Here is a 24,798-nt window from a genome sequence, read left to right on the forward strand (position 1 = left end):
GGCAGGATCCTCATGGCGGGGGGTGCGATCACGGGCGGGCGAACAGGTAGTGGGCCACCTGCCATTGCTGGCCGTTCTGGTAGCCGAACAGCTCGGCGCAGGCCATCCAGAACATGCGCCAGCGTTGCGCCCACAGCGCCGCCGACGGGGCGCCGTAGCACTGGCCCATGATCTCCAGCACCGCATCGTGGTGCCGGTCCTGGTTGGCCAACCAGTGGTTGGCGGTGCGCTCGTAGTGGGTGCCGTCCAGCAGCCAGCGCTGCTGCAGCTGCAGGTGCTGCTGGAAACACAGCAGGGTGTCGGCGGCGGGCATCAGGCCACCGGTGAAGAAGTGGCGGCCCATCCAGTTGTCCTCGCCCTCGGTCTCGAACGGGTACATCAGCGTGCGGTGCACGAAGATGTGCACGAACAGCTTGCCTTCCGGGCGCAGCCAGCCGTGGATGCGCTGCAGCAGCTGCTGGTAGTTGCGCATGTGCTCGAACATCTCGATCGACACGCAGCGGTCGAACGTGCCGGCATCGAGCACCAGGTGGTTGACGTCGCGGGTGAGCACATTGACGTTGTCCAGGCCGCGCAGGCGGCACTGCGCCAGGATGTGCTCGCGCTGGCTGTTGGAGTTGGATACGGCGGTGATGCGCGCGTTCGGGTAGCGCTCGGCCATCCACAGGGTGAGCGAGCCCCAGCCACAGCCGAGTTCCAGGATGTACTGGCCATCGGCCAGTTCCGCACGTTGCCCGTACAGCGCCAGCATCGCGTCTTCTGCCTGGTCCAGGCTCTCGCTGCCGGTGGGGTAGTAGCAGCTGCTGTATTTCAGGCGCTTGCCCAGGCACAGCTCGAAGAAGCGCGCCGGCACCTCGTAGTGCTGGCGGTTGGCGGCATCCACATGCAGGGCCACCGCGCTGCGCGACAGCCCGGCGATACGCTCGGCGAAGCGTTGCGACTGCGCCTGCTGGCCACCGGCCATCTCCTCGCGCAGGCGCTGTTCGCATTGGCGGCGGATGCCCAGGCGAAGCAACGCGTCGGGGAGGACCCCGCGCTCGGCCAGGCCGGTCAGGCCCGCGGCGTAGTCGGGCGCGGGCAGGGAGTCACTGGCGGCGTTCACGGGGACGGCTCCTTGGGGGAATGCGGGGTACGGGTGGGAAACCAGGGGAACAACATCGGCGTGGTGCGCTGGTAGTCGCGGTAGTCCTCGCCACGGGTGCGCAGCGCCTGTGCCTCGGTGAACGGAATGCCGCTCACCCAGCGCAGGAACACGTACATCACCAGCGGGCCGGACCAGGCCAGCCACCACAGCGGCGACTGCACCGCCAGCAGCACGTAGGTGAACCAGTGCAGCCATTCGAAGAAGTAGTTGGGATGCCGCGAGTAGCGCCACAGACCGGCGCGGCAGGTCTTGCCCTTGTTGGCCGGATCGGCGCGGAAACGCGCCAGCTGGCGGTCGGCGACGGCTTCGCCGCCGACGCTGAGCAGCCATACCGCCACCGCGCCGACGATCCAGCCGATCCCGTCGCGCTGCGGGTTGTGCGCGACCGCCACGAACGGCAGGGCGAACAGCACGATCAGCAGCGCCTGGAACTGGAAGAAGCCGAAAATCTTGCCCTGGTGCCCGTTCCAGTGCGCGCGCAGGTGCTGGTAGCGCCCGTCTTCCGGTTCGCTGCGCACGCGGTGCCACAGGTGCAGGGCCAGCCGCGATCCCCACAGCCCACCCAGCACGGCCAGGGCGATGCGCGGCGCGGCGGCACCGTCGCCGAGCAGGGCCAGCAGCAGCGCCGAGGCGCCCACGCCCTTGGCCCATAGCACGTCGACCACGCCGATGTTCTGGTGGCGGCGCTGCCACCACCACCCCCAGGTCATGATCACCGCGGCATACAGCCACACCCACCACAACAGCTTCATGCGTGTTCTCCCGATCGATCCGCAAGGGGGTGCAGCGGCGTGCGCTGCCAGTGACGGGCGCAGGCCGCGAGCAGCGGCAACGCCATCGACCAGCCGATACCGAGCAGGGCCACGCCCTGCCAACGCGGTTCGGGGAAGCTCACCGACGACCAGCCACGCGCGGCCGACAGGTACGCCAGTGGTGCCAGCAGCAGCCCGACCAGGGCGGCGATGCGCAGGTGCCGCTGCAATACCGCGAAGGACACTGTCAGGGTCATCGCGAACGCGGCCCACAGCGCCAGGATCCACACCGGTGCCAGCCAGGCCGGGTCGTTGCCGGCGGCGTACTGCACCCAGCCCGAGCCGGCGGCCACCCCATCGACCAGCAGCCCGCACAGCAGCGCCACGCCGAGCAGGCGGAGCTCCACGCCCGGCTGCGGCGACAGCGCCAGCTGGCTGCCCACGTACACCGCGGCCGCCAGCAGCGCCGGCCAGCGCAGGCCGTGCCCGGCCCCGATCACCGCGCACAGCCAGACCCCCTGGTTGCCGATGACGTTGGCCCAGAAGCGCAGCATCTCAGGTGGCCTGCTGCAGCAGGGACGGCCGATAGTCCGGCCGCGCCATCAGCAGGTGCGAGACCCCGATCGAGCGCTCCAGGAAGCCGCCTTCGCAATACGCCAGGTAGAACTCCCACATGCGGATGAAGCGCTCGTCGAAGCCCTGTGCGCGCACCGCCGGCAGCTGCGCCAGGAAACGCTGCCGCCAGGCGCGCAGGGTGAGCGCGTAGGAAGTGCCGAAGTCGTGCTGGCCGATCAGCTGCAGGTCGCTGCTGCGGGTCTTGGCGGCGATGATCGCGTTGATCGAGGGAATGAAGCTGCCGGGGAACACGAAGCGCTTGATGTAGTCCACGCTGCGCCGCGCCTGTTCGTAGCGCTGGTCTTCGATGGTGATCGCCTGCAGCAGCGCCAGGCCATCCGGCTTGAGCAGGCGGGTGAGCGTGTCGAAGTAAGTATCGAGGTACTGCGCGCCGATCGCCTCGATCATCTCGATGGAGACCAGCTTGTCGTATTGGCCCTCCAGGTCGCGGTAGTCCTTCAGCAGCAGGGTCACTTTGTCCTGCAGGCCGGCCGCTTCGACCCGCTGTTTGGCCAACGTGTATTGCTCCACCGAGATGGTGGTGGTGGTGACGCGGCAGCCGATCTCGCCGGCGGCATACAGCGCGAAGCCGCCCCAGCCGGTACCGATCTCGACCACGTGGTCGTCGGCAGTGAGCTGCAATTCCTCGCAGATGCGCGCCAGCTTGCGCCGCGAAGCGACCTCCAGCGGGTCGGTGGGCGCGGCATACAACGCCGAGGAATACATCAGGTCGCTGGACAGGAACAGCGAGAAGAACGGATTGCCCAGGTCGTAGTGCGCGGCGATGTTGCGGCGACTGCCCTCGCGGGTGTTGCGGCGCAGCCGGTTCCAGCCCTTCAGCAGCCACCCACCGACACGCGCCACGCCACGCTCCATGCCGTCGAGCAGGTCGCGGTTGCGCACCAGCAGCTGCACCAGCGCGACCAGGTCGCTGCAGCGCCACTCGCCGCGGATGTAGGACTCGCCGGCGCCGACGCTGCCCTGGGCGGCCACGGCACGGTAGAAGGCCGGGTCGTCCACCCACACCGTCACCTTCAGTGCGGCGGCAGGATCGCCCAGCAGCACGTCACCGCCGGCATCGCGCAACTGCAGGCAGCCACCGTGCAGCGGCGCAAGCTGGGCCAGCAGGCGCGCGCGCAGGAAGCGCTCCAGCGCACTGGGCAGGGGCACGGCAACCGGCCGGGTCATGTCGTTCATGGGCGTTTTCCAGCAAGCGAAGGGTGGTCGTGGACGGGGTTGCGCTTGAGCCACAGGCGCAGTGCCTGCCAATGGATGGCGGCTACCACCTGCAGGGTCATCAGCGGAAAGCGCAGCAGCACGCCGGCCAGCCCGCGCGCGGTGATGGGATGGCGTTGCAGCATCAGGTCGGCGTCGAACTGGCGCTCGCCGCCGCGCCAGACCTGCATGTGCACGTGCAGGTCCTGCCCGGGCGCGGTGAAGCGCCAGCGGTAGCGGCAGTCCATCGGCATGAACGGGGAGACGTGGAACTGCTTGTCGAACTCCCACGCCAGCGCGCGGCCGTTGGCATCGGCCGCGGCCACCGGCAGCACGTAGGCGTGGCGTTCCTTCCAGGGCGTGTTGGTGATCTCGGCGACGATGCAGTCCAGGGTGCTGCCATCGGCCGCATAGCAGTAGTAGAAGCTGACCGGGTTGAAGGCGTGGCCGGCATAGCGCAGGTGGGTGAGCAGGCGGATCGGGCCCTGCGGCGCGCGGCCCAGCGCGTCGGTGATGCGCGCGCGCACCGCGTCGGCCAGCGGCTGGGCGGGGTCGCCGAGGTAGTCGCTGCGGCGGAACTCGGCCAGGTTGCGGCGCCCCACCGACCACAGCCAACGCCGCCGGAACACCGTGTCCAGCTCGTCCAGGTCGAGCAGCAGTTGCGCCACCGGATAGCCGAACGCATGCGGGTGGGGCGCATGCCGGCGGTGGCGCATGCGGCCGCGGTAGAGCGCGCTGGCACTCATGCCGGCTGCGCCTGTGCCAGCGGCCAGTACGCGTCGGCATCCAGCGCCTGCAACGCATCCACTACGCGTCGCGCGCTGCGGATGCCGTCTTCATGGAAACCCCAGCCCCAGTACGCACCGGCGAACCAGGTGCGGCGACGGCCCTGGATCTCGGCCCAGCGTTGTTGCGCGCGCACCATCGCGTGGTCATGCACGGGGTGGGCGTACTGCAGGCGGCGCAGAATCCTGTCCGGATCGATCGCTTCGGTGCGGTTCAAGGTGACCACCAGCGGCGTGGGCGTGTCGATGCCCTGCAGCTGGTTCATCAGGTAGCTCACCGTGCAGGGTGCCATCGGCGCGGCCGGCACGTGCGCGTTCCAGGCCGCCCAGGCCTTGCGGTTGCGTGGCAGCAGGCGCGCATCGGTGTGCAGCACCACCTCGTTGGGCTGGTAGCGGATGGCGCCGAGCACGCTCCGCTCGGCCGGGTCGGCATCGGACAACAGCGCCAGGGCCTGGTCGCTGTGGCAGGCCAGCACCATCTGGTCGAAGCCTTCCAGGCCGGCGGCGCTGTGCACGCGCACGCCGTGTTCGTGGCGCTCGACGCCGAACACCCGGCAGTCCAGCCGCTCACGGACCTGCCAGCGCCGGCGCATGGCCTCCACGTAGCGTGCCGAGCCCCCCTGCACCACCCGCCACGGCGCGCGGCCGCTCACCTGCAGCATCTGGTGGTTGGCCATGAACTGCACCAGGTAGCGCGCCGGGAACGCGGTCAGGCTGGCGGTGGGGGAGGACCACAGCGCCGAGGCCATCGGCAACAGGTGCTCATCGATGAAGGTGCGGCCATACTTGCCGGCGGCAAGGTAGTCGCCCAGTGAAGGGCCTTCATCGTCGCCGTGCAGCAGCGCCGGGGCCTCGCGGTAAAAGCGGCGCAGGTCGGCCAGCATGCCCCAGAAGCGCGGCGAGACCAGGTTGCGACGCTGGCAGAACAGGCCATCGAGCGAGGTTGCGTTGTACTCGCGCCCACTGCGCTCGCTGTGCACCGAGAAACTCATGGTGGTCGGCTGCGAGGCGACGTTGAGTTCGTCGAACAGCGCGGTGAGCAGCGGGTAATGCAGCGGGTTGAACACGATGAAGCCGGTGTCCACCGCGTGGCTGGCGCCATCCACGTGCACCTGGTGGGTGTGGGTGTGGCCGCCGAGGTAGTCATTGGCCTCGAACAGGGTCACTTCGTGCTGCTGGCCCAGCCACCAGGCGCTGGCCAGGCCGGCGATGCCCGATCCGATCACGGCGATACGCATGTCAGTGCTCCGCCTTGGCCAGCACCCAGGCCGGCACCGGTTTGAGGTCGCTCACCAGGCGCAGCGCCGCCATCAGGCGCAGGCCGTACCAGGTGAGGTCCACTTCCCACCAGTAGAAGCCCTGGCGCGCGGTGCCCGGGAAAAAGTGGTGGTTGTTGTGCCAGCCTTCGCCGAAGGTGAGCAGCGCCAGCCACAGGTTGTTGCGGCTGTCATCGCCGGTGGCGAAGCGCTGGCGGCCGAAGCGGTGCGCCAGCGAATTGATGGTGACCGTGGCGTGGAACAACACCACGGTGGAGATGAAGAAGCCCCACACCAGCATCTGCCCGCCGCTGGTGCCCCAGGACGGAGCGATGCGTTCGAGCAGTGCGCCCAGGCCGAACAGCGCGGCGGCCAGCGCGATCGGCACCAGCGTGTCGAAGCGGTCCAGCCAGCGCAGCTCGGGGTACCTGGCCAGGTCCGGGATGCGGTCCCAGTCGGTGCGGAAGCCCTCGGTGGTGAGGAACCAGCCCATGTGGCTCCACCAGAAGCCATGCACGCTGGGCGAATGCGGATCGGCGGCGGTATCGGTGTGGCGATGGTGGTTGCGATGGTGCGCGGCCCACCACAACGGCCCGCGCTGCACGCTGGACGCGCCGATCAGCGCGAACACGAACTGCACCGCGCGCGAGGTCCGGAAGGTGCGGTGCGAGAAGTAGCGGTGGTAGAAGGCGGTGATCGCAAACATGCGCACTGCGTACAGCGCCAGCGCCACGCCCACCGCGACCCACGACACCCCCACCCAGATCACGGCGAAGCAGGCCAGGTGCATCGCGGCGAAGGGGATGGCGCGCAGCCAGTCCACGCGCGTGGCCGCATCGGCAGCCACCGGCGTGTCGGCACTGGTATCGAACCAGCGCCGCACGGTGGCCCAAGGGCCACGACGGGGCTTGCGTGCTGCAGCAGTGGCGGGTCCGGCCGACATTTCGCGCATCTCCTGGCGTTCTTGTCAGGAGATACGGGAATCAGGGCCATCCGGATGCACGAATCCGGAAATAAAACGTGCTTTACAGCGTCGCGATGTCGCCCCTGGCAACAATCGGCCCGGTCGGGACACCCTCCGGTGCGCCGCCGGCCGGTTCCAGCGTGACCGCGAGCACAGACCCGTTCACCAGCGCATCACGCAGTGCGTCGGGCACCGTCACGGTGTGGGCGCGGTTGATCGACACCAGGCCCAGCGAACGCGGCGTGCCACCAGCCGGAATCAGCCACAGCTCGGGCGCGCGTCCGGCCGCGTCGGCCGCCGTCGGCACCGGCACCATCAGGACCTTGCCCTGCGCCTTGTCCACCGACGCGAGCCAGCCGGGGCTGCCATCGTCGTGCAGCAACGGGGTGACCGGTCGGGTCGCCTGCTCCGGTTCGGCCGACGTCGGCGGCGCGGTCGGTGTGACCGCCACCGGCGTGGTCACCGGCGCCACCGGCTCCAGCTCGCGGCGGCTGAACACCGCCACCAGCGCCACCACCGCAGCCAGCGCGGTCATGCCCTGCCAGAAGCCCGTGCGCTGCCACGCGCGCGGTGCCTGGGTCGATACCGACGACCAGCCCAGCGAGGTGCGGATACGCGGCCACAGATGCGCCGGGACGGCTTCGCTGCCCATCGCGTCCAGCATCGGGGCCAGGCGGTGTTCCCACTGCGTCACCAGCCGGGCAAACCCGGGATCGCTGGCGATGCGACGCTCAACGTCCGCCCGCTGGCCCGCATCGAGCACGCCCAGCACGTACTCGCCGGCCAGGATGTCGGCACTGGGCGGCTGGCCGTCGTCAGGCAGATCGTGGCGGTCGCGGAGGTTCATTGCTCCAGGCACACCCGCAGTTGGCCCAGGCCGCGGCGGATCCAGCTCTTCACCGAACCCAGCGGCGAGCCGATCCGGCGCGCCAGTTCCTCATAGCTGGCGCCCTCCAGGAACGCCAGCTGGATCAGCGAGCGCCGGCGGGGCTCCAGCGTGTCCAGGCAGCCGTCCAGGCGCTGTCGATCGGAGGCCTGTTCGGCCACCTGCGCCGGTTGCGGGGCGAAATCGGGAATTTCGTCGGCCACCGACAGGTCGTCCAGCGGACGCGGTGGCGCCGCGCGCAGGCGATCGATTGCGCGGTTGCGCGCCATCATCGACAACCAGGTCATGGCCCCCGCCTTGGCACGATCGAACTGCGCAGCCTTGTGCCAGACGCGGGTAAAGACGTCCTGCAGCACCTCTTCGGCATCGCTGCGGTCGCGCAGTACGTGCAGGCAGATCGCGAACAGGCGCCCCGACGCCAGCTGGTAGACCGACTCGAACGCCTGGCGATCGCCAGCGGCGACCCGGCCGAGCAGCTCGTCGAGGCGCCGCGCGGCGCCGGATTCGGCAGTGTCCAGCTCAGGCATCGCAGGCTCAATGTCGGCGGGGGGACTGCCCGCATCGTCGTCGCTGCGCGGGGCCTGCGCAAGGGGGCCCTCAGCCGGTGCATGCCGCCACCAGCGGCTGTTGCCGCGCCGCAGCCAGTTCGGCGGCGCTCGCCGCGACCGGCGCATCGGGGAATTCAACCCGCACCTGCGGGTAGCGGCCGCGTTCATCACGCACATTGCCGGTGCCGCTGAACTGCAGCAGGCGCGGGTTGTTGCGTGCATAGACCAGGTTCACCGCCGGCACCGCGAAACCGAACCACGCATCCAGGCGCATCTGCAACTGCTCGGCTGGTTGGCCCTGCCACGTCACCGCGCTGCCGCGCTGCAGCTTCAGCGGCACCAGCCGCTGGCGGCTGGGCAGCAGGAACTGGAACGCCACCGGGCGCCCGGCCTGCAGGGCGTCCCAGTGGCCAAGCACGGCTGCGTCGAACCCGGCATCGACCACCGCGTCCGGCGGAATCGCGATGGTGCGGCTGACCCGGTCGGCGCGGGCGTCTTCACGCACATACACGGTGCGCGTGGCGGCGTTGCCCTGCAGGCCTTCCTGGTAGCCGCTGCGCGCGTCCTCGAAGGCGAAATCCGGCGTCTGCGCGCTGCCCCGCGGGGTCATCCACTTGCGCGCGAAGGGCCGGCCGTCGGCGCAGCGGTACAGCACCAGCCGCGCGCGCGCCGTGGGCGGGCCCTGCAACCAATGCGTCTCGCGGTACAGCAGGCGGCCATCGGCCGGCGCGAAGGCCCGGCCTTCCTGGCGCTGCACCTGCTGGGCGGCAGCGGGCAGGATCGGGCACAGCAGCAGCAACAGCAACAGCAACGGGGGCAGAGGGGGGCGGCGCATGCGTGGCTCCACGTGGGGGTCGTGGGCAGATACGCAGCCAGCGGCGCGGCGGATGCAGTGGCTCGTCCCACGTAAACTTGGCGGCCCCGGTTTCCAAGACGCCCCCATGCCGTCGCTCCACCCTGCACACCACCTGCCCGGCGCGCTGGCATGACCAGCGCCCTGGAAATCACCGCCAACCTCACCGTGGCGGCCTCGATCCTGCTGGCTGGGCGCAACAGCGTGCATACCTGGTGGACCGGCATCATCGGCTGCACCCTGTTCGCGCTGGTCTTCCACGACGCCCGGCTGTACGCCGACGTGGTGCTGCAAGGCGTGTTCGTGTTGACCAGCGTGATCGGCTGGTGGCAATGGCTGCGCGGCGACCACGGGCACGCGCTGCCGATCACCCGCGTGCAGGTGCGCACGCTGGGCTGGATGCTGCCGGCCGCAGTGCTGGCCAGCGTCGGCTACGGCCTGCTGCTCCACACCTGGACCGATGCCTACGCGCCGTTTCTGGATTCGGCCGTCCTGGTGCTGAGCGTGGTGGCGCAGCTGTTGATGATGCGCCGCAAGCTGGACGCGTGGTGGTTCTGGCTGCTGGTCAACAGCATCGCCATCCCGCTGTATGCCAGCCGCGGCCTGCACCTGACGGCCGTGCTGTACGTGGTGTTCTGGATCAACGCGCTGGTCTCGCTGCGGCATTGGCGGCGGCTGATGCGCGCCGCGGCTGCCGGCGCGGTGGCGGCGGAGCCCACGCATGGCTGAGCGCTTCGCCACCGGCCTGGTGGTGGGCAAGTTCAGCCCGCTGCACCGGGGCCACCAGGCGTTGATCGACCACGCGCTGGCGCAGTGCGAGACGGTGTTGCTGCTGAGCTGGAGCCAGCCCGAGCTGCCCGGCTGCGATGCATCGCGACGCGATGCGTGGCTGCAGGCGCTGTACCCGCAGGTTACGCGGCTGGTACTGGACCCTGCGCGCCTGGCCGCGCTCTGTGCGCAGCGCGGCGTGCCGGTACGGCCGCTGCCGGACAACGGCGATGACGACACGGCGCAGCGCACGTTCGTGGCCTGGGTATGCACCGCGCTGTGGGAGCGTCGGGTGGATGCGGTCTTCACCAGCGAAGACTACGGCGAGGGTTTCGCCGCTGCCCTGCAGCAGCATTTCAGTGCACAGGCCGGTGTGCAGTGGCCGGTCGCGCACGTGTGCCTGGACCCCACGCGCAGCAGGATACCGGTATCGGGCACCGCGCTCCGGCGCGATCCACATGCACTGCGCGCCTTCCTGCACCCCCGCGTGTACGCCGATTTCGTCGGGCGCATCGGCCTGCTCGGCGGCGAATCCAGCGGCAAGACCACGTTGGCGGCCGCGCTGGCCACCCGGTTGCAGACGACCTGGGCCGCTGAATTCGGCCGCGAACATTGGGAGGCGCGCGGCGGCGCGCTGACCTATGACGACCTGCTCTACATTGCACGCGTGCAGGTGGCGCGCGAAGAAACGCTGTCGACCACGGCCAACCGCTGGCTGGTGTGCGACACCACGCCGCTGACCACGCAGCTGTACTGCGAGGTGATGTTCGGCCGCGTCGAGCCGGCGCTGCACGCGTTGGCGCAACGTCGCTACGCCCATCTGTTCCTGTGCGCACCGGATTTTGCGTTCGTGCAGGATGGCACCCGCCGCGACGCAGCCTTCCGCCATGCGCAGCACGACGCCTACGTGCAGGCGCTATCGGCGCAGGGCGTAGCGTTCCATGTCCTGACCGGCCCCGTGCAGCAGCGCATCGCGCAGGTGCTACAGATCCTCGGCTGAACACCCGGCCCGCATGACACCGCCGACGTTGACGCGGTTTGGCAGAGGAGTAGCATTGGCATCAGCCAAGGGACAGACCCGCGGCATACACAACGACATGGGGGATTCTCATGGAATACGACTATCTGGTTTTCATCGGGCGTTTCGAGCCCTTCCATAACGGCCATGCCGCCGTTGCCCGCCTCGCACTGAGCCGGGCCAACAAGCTGATCTTTCTGGTCGGCTCTGCCGACACCCCCCGCAGCCTCCGTAATCCCTGGACCGTGGCCGAACGTGCCGTGATGATCCAGGCCGCGCTGGAAGGTGCCGGCGAGCGTCTGCTGATCCGTCCGCTCAAGGACCATCTGTACAACGAAGCCCAGTGGATCGCCGGTGTGCAACGCACGGTGGCCGACGCTGTCCGCGCCGATGGTCACGAGGGCGATGCCAGGATCGGCCTGGTCGGGATGGACAAGGATGATTCCAGCTATTACCTGCGCGAGTTCCCGCAGTGGCCGCTGGTCGATGTACAGCACACCGAAACCTTGTCGGCCACCGAGCTGCGCCGTTACCTGTTCGAGGCCGGCAGCGTGGATTTCCATGGCGCGCTGCTGATGCTGCGCGGCAACGTGCCCGCACCGGTGTACGCCATGCTCGAAGCGTTCCGCAAGAGCGGGCCGGCCTATGCCCAGCTGGTGGCCGAGTACCAGTTCATCGAGCAGTACAAAGCGGCCTGGAAGGACGCGCCATACGCGCCCACCTTCGTCACCACCGATGCCGTGGTGGTGCATTCGGGCCACGTGCTGCTGGTGCGTCGCCGTGCCGAGCCCGGCAAGGGGCTGTGGGCGCTGCCGGGCGGGTTTGTCGGCCAGCAGCAGGGCCTGCTGGACAGCTGCCTGCGCGAACTGCGCGAGGAGACCCGGCTGAAGATACCGGCGCCGGTACTCAAGGGGTCGCTCAAGGGCCAGCATGTGTTCGACCACCCCGAACGCAGCCAGCGCGGCCGCACCATCACTCACGCCTTCCATTTCGATTTCCCGGCTGGCGAACTGCCGGCGGTACGCGGCGGCGACGATGCCGACAAGGCGCGCTGGATCCCGGTCAGCGAGGCGCTGGACATGGGGCCCAAGCTGTTCGAAGACCATCTCCACATCCTGGAGTTTTTCCTGGGCCGGGGCTGATCCCTGCCTGTTCCGCCGGCGGATAGACCGCCGGCGTCACCCGACGCGAAGGAGCTTCCCGTCATGCAGTACCTCGATAATCTTCTCCTCAATACCGACAGCTACAAGGCCAGCCACTGGCTGCAGTATCCACCGGGTACCGATGCCACGTTCTTCTACGTGGAATCGCGCGGCGGCCTCTACGACCGCACGCTGTTCTTCGGCCTGCAGGCCATGCTGAAGGATTACCTGGCCAGGCCGATCACCCACGCCGACATCGATGCGGCGCGCGATCTCTTCGCCGCCCATGGCGAGCCCTTCAACGAGGCCGGCTGGCGGTACATCGTCGATGCGCATGGCGGCCTGCTGCCGGTACGCATCCGCGCGGTGCCCGAAGGCACCGTGGTGCCCGTGCACAACGCGCTGATGACGATCGAATCGACCGACCCGCAGGCATTCTGGGTACCGTCGTACCTCGAAACGCTGCTGCTGCGGATCTGGTACCCGGTGACGGTAGCGACCACCAGCTGGCACGCCAAGCAGACCATCCGCCGCTTCCTGGAGCGCACCAGCGACGACCCGGAAGGCCAGTTGCCGTTCAAGCTGCATGACTTCGGCAGCCGTGGCGTGTCGAGCCTGGAGTCGGCCGCCATCGGCGGCGCCGCGCACCTGGTCAATTTCCTTGGTACCGATACCGTCTCGGCGCTGCTGTTCGCCCGCGCCTTCTACCATGAGCCGGTGGCCGGCCATTCGATCCCGGCCGCCGAGCACAGCACGATCACCAGCTGGGGCCGCGACAACGAGGTGGAGGCCTACCGCAACATGCTGGCGCGCTTTGCCACGCCCGATGCAGCGGTGGGGGTGGTGTCGGACAGCTATGACATCTACCACGCGATCACCCAGCACTGGGGCACCACGTTGCGCCAGCAGGTGATCGACTCGGGCGCCACCGTGGTGATCCGCCCGGACTCGGGCGACCCGGTGACGGTGGTGCTGCAGTGCCTGCAACTGCTGGACGACGCCTTCGGCCACGTGGTCAACGGCAGGGGCTACAAGGTGCTCAACCACGTGCGCGTGATCCAGGGCGACGGCGTCAACCCGACCAGCATCGGCGACATCCTGGCCTGCATCACCGCGGCCGGCTACGCCGCCGACAACGTCGCCTTCGGCATGGGCGGCGCGCTGCTGCAGCGGCTGGACCGCGACACCCAGAAGTTCGCGCTGAAATGTTCGGCCGCCCGGGTGGACGGAAACTGGATCGACGTCTACAAGGACCCGGTTACCGACAGTGGCAAGCAGAGCAAGCGCGGTCGCATGCGCCTGCTGCGGCATCGCGAGTACGGCCAGTTCCGCACGGTGCCGATCCCGGCCGAGGCCGAGTCGCTGGCCGCGGTCGCGCTGCCGCTGGGGTACGAGGACGCCATGCTGACCGTCTGGGAGAACGGGCGGCTGCTGCAGGACGACACCTTTGCCGACATCCGCAGCCGGGCGGACGCGGCGCGCTTGTAAGCGGCGTCATTCATCGGCCGTAACCCCCCTTGACCACCGCCCGCCTTCGGCCTACCTTGTGCGGGCCGAAGGTATCCATCTCTTCATGCAGATGAAGGGATGGGTTTAAACGGGAATCCGGTGAAGGCGCCTCGCGCGCCCATTCCGGAGCTGCCCCGCAGCGGTGAATGGAAACGAATCCTGCCAACAGCACTGGGCCTCACCGCCTGGGAAGCGGCAGGTACTAGGTGGGCGCCCGCGCCCGTGTCCATCAGCCCGAATACCGGCCCCGGCCGGGGGACACGACCGTCCCCCGATTCGACCTGGAACGTCCGCGGGGAGGTTGCCGGGGCCAGCCGCCATGCCGCCCGCGTGGCGCTGCCCCCGTGCGTCCGCTCCACGACATCCGGTTCGCCCGCGGGGGCGAAGGTCGCTGGCGGGACGGACACGGCAGCCATGGCGTGGCCGGCACGCGGTTCCTTCGTTCCTCAATGCCGCTACTGCAATGAGGACACGTTCCATGACCACTGTTACCAACCTGGGGTTTCCCCGCATCGGCGCCAAGCGCGAACTCAAGCGCGCGCTGGAAGCGTTCTGGGCCGGCGAAAGCAGCGCCGCGTCGCTGCAGGACACCGCCCGTGGCCTGCGTGCACGCCATTGGACCCTGCAGCGCGACGCCGGCGTCGATGTGCCGCCGAGCAACGACTTCAGCTTCTACGACCAGGTGCTCGACACCGCCTTCCTGGTCGACGCGATCCCGGCCCGCTACCGCGCCCTGGCCGATGCCGACCCGTTGGCGGGCTACTTCGCGCTGGCCCGCGGCGTGCAGCGCGACGGCTACGACCTGCACGCGCTGGAAATGACCAAGTGGTTCGATACCAACTACCACTACCTGGTGCCCGAACTGCAGGCCGGCCAGGGCTTCGCCCTGCGCGGCGACAAGCCGCTGGCCGAGTACCGTGAAGCCAAGGCGCTGGGCATCGAGACACGACCGGTGCTGCTGGGCCCGGTGAGCTTCCTGCTGTTGTCCAAGACCGTGGACGGCAGCCCGGCGCTGGACCTGCTGCACGCGCTGCTGCCGGTATATGCCGAATTGCTGGCCGGGCTGAAGGCCGCCGGTGCGCAGTGGGTGCAGCTGGACGAGCCGGTGCTGGTGCAGGACCTGGACGACAGCGCGCGCGCCGCGTTCGAACACGCCTATGCGGTGCTGTCCGGCGTGCCACGCCCCAAGGTACTGCTGGCCACCTACTTCGGCGCGCTGGAGGACAACCTCGGCCTGGCCGCCGCCTTGCCGGTGGACGGCCTGCACGTGGACCTGGTGCGCGCACCGGAGCAGTTGGACGCCGTGCTCAGCGTGCTGCCGCCCGACCGCGTGCTGTCGGCCGGCCTGGTCAACGGCCGCAACATCTGGCGCACCCACCTCGACAACGCGCTGGTACTGGCCCGTTACGCGCACGGCCACCTCGGCGACCGGCTGTGGCTGGCACCGTCGTGTTCGCTGCTGCACAGCCCGGTGGACCTGGCGCTGGAAACCAGGCTGGATGACGAACTGCGCGGCTGGCTGGCGTTCTCGACCCAGAAGCTGCAGGAACTGCGCCTGCTGGCCGATGCGCTGGACGCCCGACCGCACGCCGAGGCCGGGCTGGCCGCGTCGCGCGCACGCATCGAATCGCGCCGGCAGTCGCCGCGCGTGCACAAGCCCGCCGTGGCCGCGCGCCTGGCCGGCCTGACCGCTGCCGATGCGCAGCGCCACAGCCCCTACCCGCAGCGGCACCTGGCCCAGGCCGGCGCCCTGCAGCTGCCACGCTTCCCGACCACCACGATCGGCTCGTTCCCGCAGACCCTGGACGTGCGCGAGGCACGTGCCCGCAACAAGTCCGGCAAGCTCTCCGACGCCGACTACGATGCGTTCCTGGCCACCCAGACCGAGCACTGCGTGCGCGTGCAGGAGCAGATCGGGCTGGACGTGCTGGTGCACGGCGAGTTCGAGCGCAACGACATGGTCGAATACTTCGGCGAACAACTCGATGGCTTTGCCTTCACCCGGAATGGCTGGGTGCAGAGCTACGGCTCGCGCTGCGTGAAGCCGCCGGTGATCTTCGGCGATGTGACCCGCCCACGGCCGATGACGGTGCGCTGGTCGCAGTACGCGCAGTCGCTGACCGACCGCCCGATGAAAGGCATGCTGACCGGCCCGGTGACGGTGCTGCAGTGGTCGTTCGTGCGCGATGACCAGTCGCGCGCGGACACCTGCAGGCAGATCGCGCTGGCGCTGCGTGATGAGGTGCTGGACCTGGAGGCGGCCGGCATCGGCGTGATCCAGATCGACGAGCCGGCGATCCGCGAAGGCCTGCCGCTGCGCCGCGCACAGTGGCGCGAGTACCTGGACTGGGCGGTGGAAGCGTTCCGGATCAGTGCCAGCGGCGTGCGCGATGCCACCCAGATCCACACCCACATGTGCTATTCCGAGTTCAACGACATCATCCACTCGGTGGCGGCAATGGATGCCGACGTGATCTCCATCGAGACCTCGCGCTCGCGGATGGAGCTGCTGGATGCGTTCGTGCGCTTCCAGTACCCCAACGAGATCGGCCCGGGCGTGTACGACATCCACTCCCCGCGCGTGCCGGACAAGGAAGAGATGCTGGCGCTGCTGCGCAAGGCCGCCGAGGTCCTGCGGCCAGAGCAGATCTGGGTCAACCCCGACTGCGGCCTGAAGACCCGCGGCTGGAAAGAAACCCGGTCCGCGCTGGAAGCGCTGGTGGCCGCCGCCCGCGAACTGCGCGCGGAAAACGCCGACGCCAACGCCGCCTGATCCACCGTCTGTAGATGACCCCAAGGACCGCACCGCCGCCGTTGCCGGCGGTGCGGTTGACGAGAGCCGCATGACCACGCCCACCGTTACCCCGCTCGACCGCCCCACCCTGGCCCTGCCCGACGGCCACACCCGGCTGCTGCTGCATTCGTGCTGCGCGCCGTGCTCGGGCGAAGTGATGGAGGCGATCACCGCCTCCGGCATCGACTACACCATCTTCTTCTACAACCCCAACATCCATCCGGCGCGCGAGTATGAGCTGCGCAAGCAGGAGAACATCCGCTTCGCCGAGAAGCACGGCGTGCCGTTCGTGGACGCCGACTACGACACCGACAACTGGTTCGCCCGCGCCCGCGGCATGGAAGCCGAGCCCGAGCGTGGCATCCGCTGCACGATGTGCTTCGACATGCGTTTCGTGCGCACCGCGCTGTATGCACACGAACATGGCTTTCCGGTGATCAGCAGTTCGCTGGGCATCTCGCGCTGGAAAGACATGAACCAGATCAACGACTGCGGCCATCGCGCCGCCGCGCAGTACCCGGGGATCCAGTACTGGGACTACAACTGGCGCAAGGGCGGTGGTGCCGCGCGCATGGTGGAGATCAGCAAGCGCGAGCAGTTCTACCAGCAGGAGTACTGCGGTTGCGTGTATTCGCTGCGCGATGCCAACCGGCACCGCCGCGAGACCGGCCGCGAGCGCATCAAGATCGGCCTGCTGTATTACGGACAGGACAACGGCGCCCCCACGGGCGATTGACGTTCGCACGCGGGGCCGCCACGCTGGTTGCCCCGCTTCCGTTGTGTTGGACCTGCCATGACCGCCGCCCTACCCGCCGATGTCGCCCTGCTGGTGATCGACCTGCAGCCGGACTTCATGCCCGGTGGCGCGCTGGCCTGCGAGCAGGGCGATGCGCTGGTGGCGCCGATCGCCGCCCTGCTGGCCCAGCGCCGCTACCGCACGGTCGTGGCGACCCAGGACTGGCACCCGGCCGACCACGCGTCCTTTGCCAGCCAGCATCCGGGACATCTCCCGTTTGAAGCGATCCTGCTGCATGCGCAGCCGCAGACGCTGTGGCCCGACCACTGCGTGCAGGGCAGCGCCGGCGCGGCGTTGCACGCGGGCGTGGACTGGACCGTGGCCGACCTGATCCTGCGCAAGGGCACCCGCCAGCAGGTGGACTCCTACAGCGCGTTCCGCGAGAACCATGGCCCGGCCGGCACCCGCCCGGCCACCGGCCTGGCCGGCTGGCTGCACGAACGCGGCATCCGCGAGGTGCATGTGTGCGGCCTGGCGCGCGACTACTGCGTGCTGTGGAGCGCACAGGACGCGGTGAAAGCCGGGTTCCGGGTCAAGTTCCTGTGGGACCTGACCCGGCCGGTGACCGAGGCCAACGACGGCATGGTGCGCGAGGCATTGGCGAAGGCGAAGATCGCGGTCGTTTGACCGGCAGCCTCCGGGTGCGGGGCGGAACGGCGTGCCGATCTGCGGGCGGAACGGCGTTGCGACCAACGGTGGGAACGGCGCACCGATCGGCGGTCGGAACAGCGTGCCGATCAGCGGTCGGAAGAGCGTACCGACCAACGGTCGGTACCTACGGATCAAGGTGCAGGCAGCATCAGGCAACCGGCGCCGCATCCCGGTTCAGCGAAATACCACCGTGCGATGGCCGTTGCGCAGGATGCGATGCTCCACATGCCGACGTACCGCGCGCGCCAGCACCTGCGATTCGGTGTCGCTACCCAGCCGCACCAGATCGCGCGGGGTCATGGCGTGGTCCACGCGCGCCACGTCCTGCTCGATGATCGGGCCTTCGTCCAGGTCTTCGGTGACGTAATGCGCGGTGGCGCCGATGATCTTGACCCCGCGCGCGTGCGCCTGGTGGTACGGCTGCGCACCCTTGAAGCTGGGCAGGAAGCTGTGGTGGATGTTGATCGCCTTGCCCGCCAATGCCTTGCACAGGCGCGGCGACAGGATCTGCATGTAGCGCGCCAGCACCACCAGGTCGATGCGCTCGCGCTCGACCAGGTCGATGATCTGCTGCTCCTGCGTGTCACGGTTGTCGGCGTTGACCGGCAGGTGATGGAACGGCACGCCGTAGGAACCTGCCAGCGCCGCGAAGTCGTCATGGTTGGAGGCCACTGCGGCGATCTCGACCTGAAGCTGGCGGCTGTGTGCGCGGAACAGCAGGTCGTTCAGGCAATGCCCCTGCTTGCTCACCAGGACCAGCAGCCGCGCACGGCGGCGCGCGTCGTGCAATTGCCAGTCCATCTGGAACTCCGCCGCCAACGTCCCCATCCGCGCTTCGATATCCGCCAGCGCCTGGCTGGCGGCGCGATCGAAGTGCACGCGCAGGAAGAAGCGGCCGCTCTCCTCATCGCCAAACTGCTGGGCATCGAGGATGTTGCAGCCGAGCTCGAACAGCAGGCCGGAGACGCGATAGACGATCCCGGTACGGTCCGGGCATGAGAGGGTGAGGATGGAATCGGGGCGCATCGTTCGAGTGTAAGCGAGCACCGCCGCGGCGCGGACGATGCTCTCAGATGCAACCAAGCTGACGCGGACTCAGCGTGTTTGCGCGTCCAGTGCCGCACGGATGACGCGCAGGTCGGCGCCCTCTGGCGGCCAGCCGGCCACGGTCGCGACCACCTCGCCATCGCGCAGCAGGTGGAACACCGGTGACTGGCCAGTGTCCAGCGCGTGCCACGACGGATCGCTCACCATCGGCTGCATGGGCAGGTCCGGATGCGCGCGGTTCCAGTCCAGCATTTCCTGGCCGGGCCAGGCCTGGCTGATCGGCACCACCAGTTGCAGGCGCGCGCGTAGCCAGGCGTAGTCAGGCTGCGAGGTGATCGCCTGCAGCGCGCGCCGCGAGAAGCCGCAGTGCGGGTGCACCATCGCCACCACCTGCAGGCCATCCTCGGCCAGCACTGTGCGCTGGACCTGGCCGATGTCCTCCAGCCGCAGCAACGGCCGGCCCGCCAGCGTCTTGCCGCCAATCGTCGGCAAGGCGGTGGGCGGCGTCTGCAGGCGGGTGTTCAGCGCGTTGGCCTCATCGAACCGCTGCAGCGCGATCAGCGAACCGCGCATGCTGCGGTGGTCGTCATCCACGGCGAGATCGCGCGCGACCAGCGCCTCGTACAGGCACTGCAGGCGCAGCAAGGTGGCCGGTTCACGCGCGTAGAAGGCGATCAGGGCGGTGGACTGGAACAGGTCCTGCAACCGCGCATCCGGCAATGCCACGCAATCACCGGACTGCATCGCCACCGGTGCGGCCTGCGCATACGCCCTGCGTATTGCCGCCAGGCGCTCGGCCGCGGGCTGTGCCGGGGCGGCATCCAGTGCCACCAGCCGGGCATGCAGGCTGCCCGGAACCGGCTCGGTGCGGGCGACGGCCGCCGACAGCAGCAGCCCGCAGCACAGCAGCACCGCGAGGAACAGGACGACGGCCGTGCCGGGCTGTCGATCGCGCTTCATCACGGCCTCCCTGCTGTCAGCTGGATACGAGGCATCCAGCATGCCAGCGTTCCTGCCGTGCGGCAGAGACCGGAGTCGCGCTATCAATGGCGTGAATGCTTCCGTGCCTACACCGCCGCCGGGTCCACCTTCTCCACATCGATCCCGTACGTCTCGATCGCCACCTGCAACTGGCCGCGCTCGATCCGCCCGTCATCGGCCAGTGCCTTCAACGCGGCCAGCACGATGAAGTGCCGGTCCACCTCGAAGAACGTACGCAGCGACTCACGCGTATCCGAGCGGCCAAACCCATCGGTACCCAGCGCGGTGAAGCGGCGGCCGTCGACGAACGGGCGGATCTGGTCGGCGACGATCTTCATGTAGTCGGTGGCCACCACCAGCGGGCCGGCGTGCGCGGCCAGGCACTGCTGCACGTAGGGCACGCGCGGCTGCTGCAGCGGGTGCAGCAGATTCCAGCGTTCGATGGCCAGGCCGTCGCGGCGCAGCTCGGTCAGGCTGGTCGCGCTCCACACATCGCTGGCGATGCCGAAGTCGTGCTGCAGCAGCGTGGCGGCGGCTTCCACCTCGCGCAGGATCGCGCCGCTGCCCATCAGCTGCACGCGCAGCGCCGGGTCGCTGTCGGCGGCGGCCGGGTGCAGCAGGTACATGCCCTTGAGGATGCCTTCCTCGGCACCGTCGGGCATCGCCGGGTGCGGGTAGTTCTCGTTGAGCACGGTGATGTAGTAGTAGATGTCTTCCTGGTCCACGTACATGCGGCGCAGCCCGTCCTGGATGATCACCGCCAGCTCGAAGTTGTAGGTGGGGTCAAACGATACGCAGCTGGGGATCACCGAGGACAGCACGTGGCTGTGGCCGTCGTCGTGCTGCAGGCCCTCGCCCATCAGCGTGGTACGCCCGGAGGTGGCCCCCAGCAGGAAGCCGCGCGTGCGCGCATCGGCGGCGGCCCAGGCCAGGTCGCCCACGCGCTGCAGGCCGAACATCGAGTAGAAAATGTAGAACGGAATCGTGGCCAGGCCGTGGTTGCTGTAGGCGGTGCCGGCGGCGATCCACGAGCAGATCGCGCCGGATTCGTTGATGCCTTCCTGCAGGATCTGGCCGTCCTTGGCTTCCTTGTAATAGCTCAGCTGGCCGGCGTCCTGCGGCGTGTAGAGCTGGCCGAGGTAGGAGTGGATGCCGATCTGGCGGAACAGGCCTTCCATGCCGAAGGTGCGCGATTCATCGGGCACGATGGGAATGATCAGCTTGCCCAGTTCGGGGTCCTTGAGCAGCGTGGTGAGGATGCGCACGAAGCCCATCGTGGTGGACTGGCCGCGTTCGCCGCTGCCCTGCAGCTGGGTGGCGAACGCCGACAGCGCTGGCACCGGCAACGGATCGACGTGGGTCAGGCGCGCGGGCAGCTGGCCGCCCTGCGCCTGGCGGCGCTGGGCGAAGTAGCGTTCCTCCACGCTGCCCGGTACGGGGCGCAGGTACGGCATGTCCTCGAGCTGGTCGTCGCTGACCGGCAGGTCGAAGCGGTCGCGGAAGGCGCGCACCGCGTCCAGGCTCATCTTCTTGAGCTGGTGGTTGATGTTCTGCCCTTCCCCGGCCTCGCCCATGCCGAAGCCCTTGACGGTCTTGGCCAGGATCACGCTCGGGCGGCCGTTGCCAGCCACGGCCTGGGCGTAGGCGGCATACACCTTCTGCGGATCGTGACCGCCACGGGCCAACGCCCAGATGTCGTCGTCGCTCATGTCCGCGACCAGGTCCAGCAGCGGCGGATACTTGCCGAAGAAATGCTCGCGCACGTAGGCGCCACTCTGCGACTTGAAGGTCTGGTAGTCGCCGTCCACGCATTCCATCATGCGCTGGCGCAGCAGGCCGCTGTGGTCCTTGGCCAGCAGCGCGTCCCAGCCGCCGCCCCAGATCACCTTGATGACGTTCCAGCCAGCGGCGCGGAAGGTGCCTTCCAGTTCCTGGATGACCTTGGCATTGCCGCGCACCGGGCCGTCCAGGCGCTGCAGGTTGCAGTTGACCACGAACACCAGGTTGTCCAGGCGCTCGCGCCCGGCCACCGAGATGGCCGCCAGCGATTCGGGCTGGTCCATTTCGCCATCGCCGAGGAACGCCCAGACCTTGCGACCCTGGTGCTCCTTCAGGCCGCGGTATTCCAGGTAGCGCATGTAGCGCGCCTGGTAGGCCGCGGTGAGCGGGCCCAGGCCCATCGACACGGTGGGGAACTGCCAGAAATCCGGCATCAGCCGCGGGTGCGGGTAGGAAGACAATCCATCGCGGTCGGACTCGCGGCGGAAGTTGTCCATGCGCTCGGGGGTGATGCGGCCTTCGACGAACGCGCGGCCATAGATGCCCGGGGCGGAGTGGCCCTGGATGTAGATCATGTCGCCGTCGAAGGTATCGGTGCGGCCACGGAAGAAGTGATCGAAGCCGACGTCGTACAGCACCGCGGCCGACTGGTAGGTGGCGATATGGCCACCCACGTTGGAGTGCTTGCCGGCGCGCAGCACCATCACCATCGCGTTCCAGCGGATCATCGCGTTGAGCCGGCGCTCGATCGCCAGGTCGCCCGGGTAGGCCGGCTGGCGCTCGACCGGGATGCTGTTGACGTAGGCGGTCCAGGCGCGCGCATGCAGGTCGCCATGCCGGGCCACGTCGAGGTCGCTGAGCTGGTCGATCAGGTAGTGCGCGCGCGGGCGCCCGGCCACGTCGGTGACCGCCTGCAGCGCTTCACGCCATTCCTGGGTTTCCTGGGGGTCGGTATCGAGGGGGGCGAGCGCTGGGTCCATGGTCCATCTCCGGCAAAGGCGGCCCCTCCGGGCGCGGCGTGCACTCGCGGCGGAGGCAGGCGGTCAGCGCGGATGGGCGGGGAGCACCACCATAGGAGCCAGTCCGGGTGGCCGGTAGATGCAGCGCTCTTGGCTCTTTATAAAGACAAACTTTGCAATCACAGGCGAGAATGGCGGTCACCATGAATATTCTCCAGTCAATCCGCAGCTTCATCCGCACCGCCGACGCCGGCAGCCTGGCCGCGGCGGCCCGCACCCTGGGCATCAGCGCGGCGGCGGTGGGGCAGAACATCGCCCGGCTCGAGGCCCACCTGGGCGTGCGCCTGTTCAACCGCACCACCCGCCAGTTGGCGCTGACCGAGCGCGGCGCGCTGTACCTGGCGCAGGTGCGCTACATCGAGCGCGACCTGCAGCGTGCGCAGGCCGCGGTGACCGACCTGGACGCCACGCCCGAAGGCCGCCTGCGCATCGCCTGCAGCACCTCCTTCGGCCGGCACAAGCTGGCCCCGCTGCTGCCCTCGCTGAAGGCGCGTTACCCGCGCCTGGCGATCGAACTGCTGCTGGCCGACCGTGCGGTGGACCACGCACGCGAGGACGTGGATGTGAGCATCCGCATCGAACCGCAGCTGGAAGAAGGGCTGGTCGCGCGGCCGATCGCGCAGGTGCCGTTCGTGTTCTGCGCGGCGCCGTCCTACCTGGCGCGCACCGGCGTACCGCGCACGCCCGAGGCGCTGCGCGAGCATCGTTGCCTGTTGTTCCGGCATCCGAAGGATGGCCGCCACCTGCGCTGGGGCTTCGTGCGCGACGGGCTGCGCTTCGACGCGGAAGTGAGCCCGGCGCTGGTCAGCGACGACATCGATGCCTTGGCCGCGATGGCCCTGGCCGGCGGTGGCATCACCCGGTTGGCGGCCTTCGTCGCGGCACCGTACCTGGCGCGCGGGGAGTTGCAGGCCCTGTTCGACGGCAACGAGGCCGGCGATGCGCAGGCGTTGCCCGAGCCGATGCGGCTGTACCTGTGCGTGAGCGACCGCCGCGACCTCACCCCGAAGGTGCGCGCGTTGATGCAGCACATCGTCGATGGGCTGCCGCCGGAGTGGCGGGTGGACGTGGGCTGAGGTGTGCCGGTGCAGGCGATGGCGGGCGGCCATCGCCTGCAGGCCCGGTCAGCGTGGCGGGGCGATGAACACGCCGCGCGCCTCCCGTGGTTCGCAGCGCAGGTATTGCGGCGCCGGTTCCAGCGAATCGCCGAGTGCGGCGGCGGCATGCCACGGCCAGCGCGGGTCGTAGAGGATGCCGCGGGCCAGTGCGATGGCATCGGCATGGCCGTGGCGCAGGATCGATTCGGCCTGCGCCGGGTCGGTGATCAGGCCGACCGCGATGACCGGCATGCGCAGCTTCTGCGCCTTGATCGCCTGCGCGAACGGCACCTGGTAACCCGGCGACAGCGGGATCTGCTGGCGCGGATCGTTGCCGCCGCTGGACACATGCAGGAACTGGCAGCCACGGCCATCCAGCACATGCGCCAGGGTGGTGGTCTGCTCGATGTCCCAGCCGCCGGCCACCCAGTCGCTGGCCGAGATGCGCACGCCGACGGCGATGCGATCGGAGACCGCCTCGCGCACCGCGTCGAACACGCGCACCAGCAGGCGCATGCGGTTCTGCAGCGAGCCGCCGTATTCGTCGTCGCGCTGGTTGCTCAGCGGCGACAGGAACTGGTGCAGCAGGTAGCCGTGCGCGGCGTGCAGCTCGATCAGGTCCAGGCCGATGCGCTCGGCGCGCTGGGCCGCGGCGACGAAGGCCTCCACCACCGCATCGATGCCGGCCAGGTCCAGCGCCTGCGGGGCCGGGTCGGTCGGGCTGAAGGGAATGGCCGAGGGCGCATGGGTGGTCCAGGCGCGCGGGTCGGTCGCGGGCAATGCACCGCCGCCGTCCCACGGCCGGGCCGAGGAGGCCTTGCGGCCGGCATGGGCCAGCTGCACGCCGATCGGCATCGGCGACCAGCGCTTGACCGCCTCGATCACGTGCTTGAGCGCGGCTTCGGTGGCATCGTCCCACAGGCCCAGGTCGGCCCAGCTGATGCGGCCTTCGGGCAGCACGGCGGTGGCTTCGAGGATCAGCAGGCCGGCGCCGGACTGGGACAGCTGGCCCAGGTGGATCTGGTGCCAGTCGTTGGCCAGGCCATCGGTGGAGGAGTACTGGCACATCGGTGCGATGACGATGCGGTTGGCCAGCGACAGCGGGCCAAAGGACACGGGGGAGAAAAGCTGGCTCAAGTGGGGGGACTCTGGCGAATGCGGAAAACCGGACGCTATTGC

The 24,798-nt window shown here is 69.1% G+C and carries 22 protein-coding genes and 1 riboswitch; of the genes, 8 read left to right on the plus strand and 14 right to left on the minus strand.

What is annotated here, in order from left to right:
• Positions 1-28 precede the first annotated feature (28 nt).
• The 10 genes from M2421_RS11460 to M2421_RS11505 all read right to left on the minus strand — a co-directional run bounded on the left by M2421_RS11460 (position 29) and on the right by M2421_RS11505 (position 9,000).
• On the minus strand, positions 29-1,102 hold the full coding sequence (locus M2421_RS11460; protein WP_259206749.1) for a class I SAM-dependent methyltransferase: 1,074 nt from the start codon (positions 1,100-1,102) through the stop codon (positions 29-31).
• Positions 1,099-1,896 carry a DUF1295 domain-containing protein gene (locus M2421_RS11465; RefSeq protein WP_259206752.1) on the minus strand — a complete coding sequence of 266 codons (798 nt, stop codon included), beginning with the start codon at positions 1,894-1,896 and terminating at the stop codon, positions 1,099-1,101. Before M2421_RS11465 ends, M2421_RS11460 begins: the two co-directional genes overlap by 4 nt.
• Positions 1,893-2,450 carry a DUF2878 domain-containing protein gene (locus M2421_RS11470; RefSeq protein WP_259206753.1) on the minus strand — a complete coding sequence of 186 codons (558 nt, stop codon included), beginning with the start codon at positions 2,448-2,450 and terminating at the stop codon, positions 1,893-1,895. The genes M2421_RS11465 and M2421_RS11470 overlap by 4 nt, the downstream gene beginning before the upstream one ends.
• Position 2,451: 1 nt before the next feature.
• Positions 2,452-3,708, minus strand: a complete 1,257-nt coding sequence (locus M2421_RS11475) for a cyclopropane-fatty-acyl-phospholipid synthase family protein (protein WP_259206754.1) — start codon at positions 3,706-3,708, stop codon at positions 2,452-2,454.
• Positions 3,705-4,472, minus strand: coding sequence for a DUF1365 domain-containing protein (locus tag M2421_RS11480; protein WP_259206755.1), 768 nt, complete (start codon positions 4,470-4,472; stop codon positions 3,705-3,707). The genes M2421_RS11475 and M2421_RS11480 overlap by 4 nt, the downstream gene beginning before the upstream one ends.
• Positions 4,469-5,749, minus strand: coding sequence for an FAD-dependent oxidoreductase (locus M2421_RS11485; RefSeq protein WP_259206756.1), 1,281 nt, complete (start codon positions 5,747-5,749; stop codon positions 4,469-4,471). The genes M2421_RS11480 and M2421_RS11485 overlap by 4 nt, the downstream gene beginning before the upstream one ends.
• 1 nt (position 5,750) lies before the next feature.
• Entirely contained in the window at positions 5,751-6,650 is a 900-nt protein-coding gene (locus M2421_RS11490) for an acyl-CoA desaturase (protein WP_259206932.1), read from the minus strand.
• A gap of 142 nt (positions 6,651-6,792) precedes the next feature.
• Entirely contained in the window at positions 6,793-7,578 is a 786-nt protein-coding gene (locus M2421_RS11495; protein ID WP_259206757.1) for an anti-sigma factor, read from the minus strand.
• Complete coding sequence (locus M2421_RS11500) at positions 7,575-8,144, minus strand: sigma-70 family RNA polymerase sigma factor (RefSeq protein WP_259206758.1); 570 nt, start codon at positions 8,142-8,144, stop codon at positions 7,575-7,577. Before M2421_RS11500 ends, M2421_RS11495 begins: the two co-directional genes overlap by 4 nt.
• A gap of 70 nt (positions 8,145-8,214) precedes the next feature.
• Positions 8,215-9,000 carry a hypothetical protein gene (locus M2421_RS11505; RefSeq protein ID WP_259206759.1) on the minus strand — a complete coding sequence of 262 codons (786 nt, stop codon included), beginning with the start codon at positions 8,998-9,000 and terminating at the stop codon, positions 8,215-8,217.
• Positions 9,001-9,150: 150 nt separating this feature from the next.
• Between M2421_RS11505 and pnuC the strand changes: the two genes are divergently transcribed.
• From pnuC to pncA, 7 genes are all read left to right on the plus strand, one after another.
• Positions 9,151-9,747, plus strand: coding sequence for a nicotinamide riboside transporter PnuC (pnuC, locus tag M2421_RS11510; protein WP_259206760.1), 597 nt, complete (start codon positions 9,151-9,153; stop codon positions 9,745-9,747).
• Positions 9,740-10,786 (plus strand): AAA family ATPase, encoded by a 1,047-nt coding sequence (locus tag M2421_RS11515; RefSeq protein ID WP_259206761.1) that lies wholly within the window; start codon positions 9,740-9,742, stop codon positions 10,784-10,786. Before pnuC ends, M2421_RS11515 begins: the two co-directional genes overlap by 8 nt.
• Positions 10,787-10,890: 104 nt before the next feature.
• Positions 10,891-11,946, plus strand: coding sequence for a bifunctional nicotinamide-nucleotide adenylyltransferase/Nudix hydroxylase (locus tag M2421_RS11520; protein WP_259206933.1), 1,056 nt, complete (start codon positions 10,891-10,893; stop codon positions 11,944-11,946).
• A 63-nt stretch (positions 11,947-12,009) separates the two neighbouring features.
• On the plus strand, positions 12,010-13,434 hold the full coding sequence (locus M2421_RS11525; protein ID WP_259206762.1) for a nicotinate phosphoribosyltransferase: 1,425 nt from the start codon (positions 12,010-12,012) through the stop codon (positions 13,432-13,434).
• A 52-nt stretch (positions 13,435-13,486) separates the two neighbouring features.
• A riboswitch (cobalamin riboswitch) is annotated at positions 13,487-13,720 on the plus strand.
• Positions 13,721-13,933: 213 nt separating this feature from the next.
• Positions 13,934-16,228 carry a 5-methyltetrahydropteroyltriglutamate--homocysteine S-methyltransferase gene (metE, locus tag M2421_RS11530; RefSeq protein WP_259206763.1) on the plus strand — a complete coding sequence of 765 codons (2,295 nt, stop codon included), beginning with the start codon at positions 13,934-13,936 and terminating at the stop codon, positions 16,226-16,228.
• A 70-nt stretch (positions 16,229-16,298) separates the two neighbouring features.
• Positions 16,299-16,985, plus strand: coding sequence for an epoxyqueuosine reductase QueH (locus M2421_RS11535; RefSeq protein ID WP_259206764.1), 687 nt, complete (start codon positions 16,299-16,301; stop codon positions 16,983-16,985).
• A 57-nt stretch (positions 16,986-17,042) separates the two neighbouring features.
• Positions 17,043-17,672 carry a bifunctional nicotinamidase/pyrazinamidase gene (gene pncA, locus M2421_RS11540; RefSeq protein ID WP_259206765.1) on the plus strand — a complete coding sequence of 210 codons (630 nt, stop codon included), beginning with the start codon at positions 17,043-17,045 and terminating at the stop codon, positions 17,670-17,672.
• A gap of 198 nt (positions 17,673-17,870) precedes the next feature.
• Here the strand turns inward: pncA and purU are convergent, their stop codons facing one another.
• From purU to aceE, 3 genes are all read right to left on the minus strand, one after another.
• Positions 17,871-18,722, minus strand: a complete 852-nt coding sequence (gene purU / locus M2421_RS11545) for a formyltetrahydrofolate deformylase (RefSeq protein ID WP_259206766.1) — start codon at positions 18,720-18,722, stop codon at positions 17,871-17,873.
• A 69-nt stretch (positions 18,723-18,791) separates the two neighbouring features.
• On the minus strand, positions 18,792-19,703 hold the full coding sequence (locus M2421_RS11550) for a hypothetical protein (RefSeq protein WP_259206768.1): 912 nt from the start codon (positions 19,701-19,703) through the stop codon (positions 18,792-18,794).
• Between the two features lie 107 nt (positions 19,704-19,810).
• The gene (gene aceE, locus M2421_RS11555; RefSeq protein ID WP_259206769.1) at positions 19,811-22,483 is read right to left on the minus strand and encodes a pyruvate dehydrogenase (acetyl-transferring), homodimeric type; all 2,673 of its coding nucleotides are present in this window, start codon (positions 22,481-22,483) and stop codon (positions 19,811-19,813) included.
• A gap of 182 nt (positions 22,484-22,665) precedes the next feature.
• Between aceE and M2421_RS11560 the strand changes: the two genes are divergently transcribed.
• Complete coding sequence (locus tag M2421_RS11560; protein ID WP_259206770.1) at positions 22,666-23,598, plus strand: LysR family transcriptional regulator; 933 nt, start codon at positions 22,666-22,668, stop codon at positions 23,596-23,598.
• Positions 23,599-23,646: 48 nt separating this feature from the next.
• On the opposite strand, the gene M2421_RS11565 is transcribed toward M2421_RS11560, so the two are convergent.
• Positions 23,647-24,756: an NADH:flavin oxidoreductase/NADH oxidase gene (locus tag M2421_RS11565; RefSeq protein WP_259206772.1), complete on the minus strand. Its 1,110-nt coding sequence runs from the start codon at positions 24,754-24,756 to the stop codon at positions 23,647-23,649.
• Positions 24,757-24,798 lie beyond the last annotated feature (42 nt).

It is taken from the genome of Stenotrophomonas sp. BIGb0135, assembly GCF_024810105.1.
GTDB lineage: Bacteria > Pseudomonadota > Gammaproteobacteria > Xanthomonadales > Xanthomonadaceae > Stenotrophomonas > Stenotrophomonas maltophilia_AB.